The following is a 3,796-nucleotide window of genomic DNA, read 5'->3' as shown; positions in this document are numbered from 1 at the left end:
CCAGCACTCCGCTCCCCTCCAGGATCCCGAACTTCACGGCCAGGTCGTAGGAGAGATCCTCCCCCACGTCCCGGATCCCGATGCCGAGCCAGCCGTACTCCGGGGTCCGCAAGGCATTGGCTGGGACGCGGATGTGGGCGGCCAGGGCCACGCCTCCCTCCAGGGGCACGGCACCTCCCCAGATTCCCAGCATCAGCAGGGCGCCAAGGCGGATCAGCCGCCTCCTCACCGGCTCACCTCCACCCTACCCACTCGCCGCGAGGAAACAACGATGGTACGACCGACACAGAGACGGCAGGAGGGACGCGGAGCTCCACGCTCCTCGGGTGGGGCAAACCGGGCAGAAACGACGCGGCCTGGTCCCTGGGGCGGGATCGAACTGTGGGACAGGTACGGACGGACAGGAAACCGGGCGGACACCCAGCGCCTGCGGACTCCTTCCGCGACGGCGGGCATCACGATGGGATCGGAGGCCAGCCCGTATGTTTCCCCCGGGTGCCCCCACCCAATCACGAGACCGTATTCCTCCTTGGGGGATCGACCAGGGTCGCCCGGAGGCCACCGAGCACCCGTCTTTGCCGGCCTCCCTGCGGCCCCTGGGGTTACTTCTTCTTGTGGCGCATCCGCTTCCGCAGCTTCTTATATTTATGCTTGCGGATCTTCTTGCGCCGCTTCTTGACGACGCTGCTCACCCACCCTCCCCCTTTCGCCGCCCCGCTCCCACCGCCGGCCCGGCCGCGGTCCGGCTCACACCCGGCTCCCCCCGCTTCTCGTGCAGCTCGCAAAGTCTAGAGCGCCCACCCACGCTCCGCAAGGATTTTCTGCGTCGCCGTCGCGGGCGGAGGCTCGCTACTTCAGCGATTGGGCGGCCTTGGCAACCTCGGCGTAGTCCGGCTCCTTCTTCGGGTCCTCCGAGACCCAGGCGTACCGGACGACCCCCTGCTTATCCAGCACGAAGACCGAGCGCTTGGCGACCGTGAGGCCCTTCAGCCCGGCCAGGTCCGGGAAGGCGATGCCGAAGGCCTTGATGACCTCCCGGTTGTAGTCGCTCAGGACCGGGAAGGTGAGGCCGTTTTGCTCGGCAAAGGCCTTGTTGGAGAAAGGAGTGTCCGCGCTGATCCCCACCACCTGGGCCCCGATGCCGTTGAGCTGGCCCAGGCTGTCCCGGAAGGTGCACATCTCCTTGGTGCAGACCCCGGTGAACGCCGCCGGGTAGAAGGCCAGGACGGTCGTCTTCCCCAGGAAGTCCCTCAGGGAGCGGGGCTTGAGCCCGGTATCCACCAGGGTGAACTCCGGGGCTTTCTCTCCCACCTTTACCGCCATGGTTCGTCCTCCTTCGTGGGGGCCGGGTCGGACGGAGCGCAACGCTCCCCGTCGGGGAGCGCGGGGAAGTCCGGTCACCGTTTCGCTGGGGTGGGGATCGAAAGGCCCGGCCCTGGCCTCGGTGCGGGCGTCGCGTTCGGTGCTACGCTACAGGTAGCGCTGGACGAGGGCCTCCAGGCTGGCGTGCCCCTCGGCCTTCGACTTTGCCCGCAGGTCCTCCCAGCGAGCCTCGTAGGTGGGCACCTCCACCTGGTAGAAGATGCCGAGGTGGACCTTTTCTTCCGTCAGGGCGAGCGTCAGGGCCGCGAGCCGGTTGGTCGGGTCCCAGCCCTCCGGCATCGGCTGGATGCGGGTGGAGAAGGCCTTGAAGGTGTCCACCTTGTTGAAGACGGGGCACGGGGAGAGGATCTGCAGGAAGGCGAACCCGGGATGGGTGATCCCCTTCGCGATGAGGTCCGTGGTCTCCTTCACGTTGCTGCTGTACCCCCGGGCCACGAACGTCGCCCCATAGGTCAGGGCCAGCGCGACGGGGTTCAGCGGCATTTCGATCGAGCCGTACGGGGTCGTGCCGGTCTCGTAGCTCAGCATGGAGGTGGGGGATACCTGCCCCTTGGTGAGCCCGTAGTTCTGGTTGTCCATGACGAGGTAGGTGATGTCGATGTTCTTCCGGGCGATGTGGGGGATGTGGCCGCCCCCGATGGCGAAGCCGTCCCCGTCCCCGCCGGCCGCGATGACCGTCAGGTTCGGGTTGGCCATCTTCACGCCGAGCGCCATCGGCAGCGCGCGGCCGTGGACCGCGTTGAAGCCGTAGGTGTTCACGAACCCTGCCACCCGGCTGCTGCAGCCGATGCCCGTGATCAGCGCCACGTTTTCCGGCGCCAGGTCCAGCTCCGCCATGGCCTTGAACATGCAGGAGAGGACCCCGTAGTCCCCGCAGCCCGGGCACCAGGTGGGCTTCAACTCCGCGGCGAACTCCACGTGGGACCTAGTGGCCATGTGCCGCCTCCTCAATCGCCTGTAGAATCTCCAGGACCTTGATGGGCCGGCCCTCGCAGATGTCCAGCTGGAGCGGGTCGATCAGGTACCGCGCCCGCAGCAGGTGGGCCAGCTGCCCGTTGTAGTTCATCTCGGGAATCACGATCCGCTTCTTCCCCTTCAGGAAGGCCCGGATCGGCTCGTCCTGAAGCGGGTTCAGGACCCGGAGGTGGAGGCCAGCCGCCTTGATCCCTTTCTCAGCCGCTCGCCCCAGGGCCTCGCGGATGGCCCCCTCGGTGGAGCCCCAGCCGATGACCCCCACGTCGGCGTCGGCAGGACCGTACACGGGCGGTGGGGGCAGGTCCCTTCGCATCGCCTCCAGTTTTCGGAAGCGCTTCCGGGTCATCTCCCGGTGCATCGCGGGCTCATAATTGGGGATCCCGTACTCGTCGTGCTCGATGCCCCGGGCGCAGTAGACGCCACCCGGCCCGGACTCCCCCGGAATCGCCATGGGGGAGACCCCCGTCTCCGTGAAGGCGTACCGCTTGTACGCCTGCAGCTGCTCGGGGGTCGGCTTCACCCGCTCCTCCAGCTTCACCTTGCTCAGGTCAATGGGCTCGATCCCCTCGGCCCGGCTGGAGAGGGCCTGGTCCGACATGAGGATGACCGGGAGCTGGTACTTCTCGGCGAGATTGAAGGCGAGGACCGTCAGGGAAAAGCAGTCCGCCACGTTCGCCGTGGCCAGGACGACCCGGGGCGCCTCGCCGTGGCCGCCGAAGAGGGCGTGGAAGAGGTCCGACTGCTCCGCCTTCGTCGGCATCCCGGTGGAGGGGCCCGCCCGCTGGACGTCGGCGATGACCACCGGCAGCTCCGCCATGGAGGCGAGGTTGAAGAGCTCGGTCATGAGAGAGAACCCGGGACCCGAGGTGCAGGTGAAGACCCTCTGGCCGGCGAACGACCCCCCGATGCAGGCGGCGAGGGCTGCCATCTCATCCTCGGCCTGGATGGCCGTGCCGCCGAATTTGGGCAACTCCTCGGCAAGCTCCTCCAGGATGTCGCTGGCCGGGGTGATCGGGTAGCCGGTCACGAACCGGCATCCCGCCGCCATCACCCCCAGGGCGATCGCCTGGTTGCCGGCGATGACCATCCGCTCGTGGGGGATCGCCTCCGGCAGCTTGAAGGGATCCCGCTTCTGGACCTCGCGCGTCACGTGCTCATAGCCGACCTTCAGAGCGGTCAGGTTGGACTCGACGATCTTTTGCCCCTTCGCCTGGAAGCGCTTGGCGATCGCCTCCTCCAGGGCCTTGTAGGGGAGCTCGAACAGGTGGCCCAGGACCCCGAGGGCCACCATGTTCTTGCTCTGGGCCCGCCCCACGTCCTTCTTGGCGAGGTCGGTCAGGGGAACGGCGTAGCGGATGAAGCCGTCGCCATCGGGGGGGGTGAAGGCGGAGGAGTCGTAGACCAGCACCCCGTCCTTCTTCAGTTCGGGGGTGTGGCG

At 67.6% G+C, this 3,796-nt stretch carries 5 protein-coding genes; all 5 read right to left on the bottom strand.

The window, feature by feature from the left end; translation table 11 throughout:
- Positions 1-229 (bottom strand): hypothetical protein (locus tag VGT06_01720; GenBank protein HEV8661850.1); only part of this gene is annotated, 229 nt, incomplete at its 3' end.
- 373 nt (positions 230-602) lie between these two features.
- On the bottom strand, positions 603-692 hold the full coding sequence (locus tag VGT06_01715; protein ID HEV8661849.1) for an AURKAIP1/COX24 domain-containing protein: 90 nt from the start codon (positions 690-692) through the stop codon (positions 603-605).
- 157 nt (positions 693-849) lie between these two features.
- A complete protein-coding gene (locus VGT06_01710; GenBank protein ID HEV8661848.1) occupies positions 850-1,323 on the bottom strand; it encodes a peroxiredoxin in 474 nt (157 codons plus the stop codon).
- Positions 1,324-1,470: 147 nt separating this feature from the next.
- Positions 1,471-2,319 (bottom strand): 2-oxoacid:ferredoxin oxidoreductase subunit beta, encoded by an 849-nt coding sequence (locus VGT06_01705; GenBank protein ID HEV8661847.1) that lies wholly within the window; start codon positions 2,317-2,319, stop codon positions 1,471-1,473.
- Positions 2,309-3,796, bottom strand: a 1,488-nt coding sequence (locus VGT06_01700; GenBank protein HEV8661846.1) for a 2-oxoacid:acceptor oxidoreductase subunit alpha, incomplete at its 5' end; no start/stop codon positions are given. The genes VGT06_01705 and VGT06_01700, both read right to left, overlap by 11 nt.

The organism is Candidatus Methylomirabilis sp., from assembly GCA_036000645.1.
Lineage (GTDB): Bacteria > Methylomirabilota > Methylomirabilia > Methylomirabilales > JACPAU01 > JACPAU01.
The sequence above is the reverse complement of the archived record's forward strand: the minus strand, read 5'-3'. Positions and strand labels throughout refer to the sequence as shown.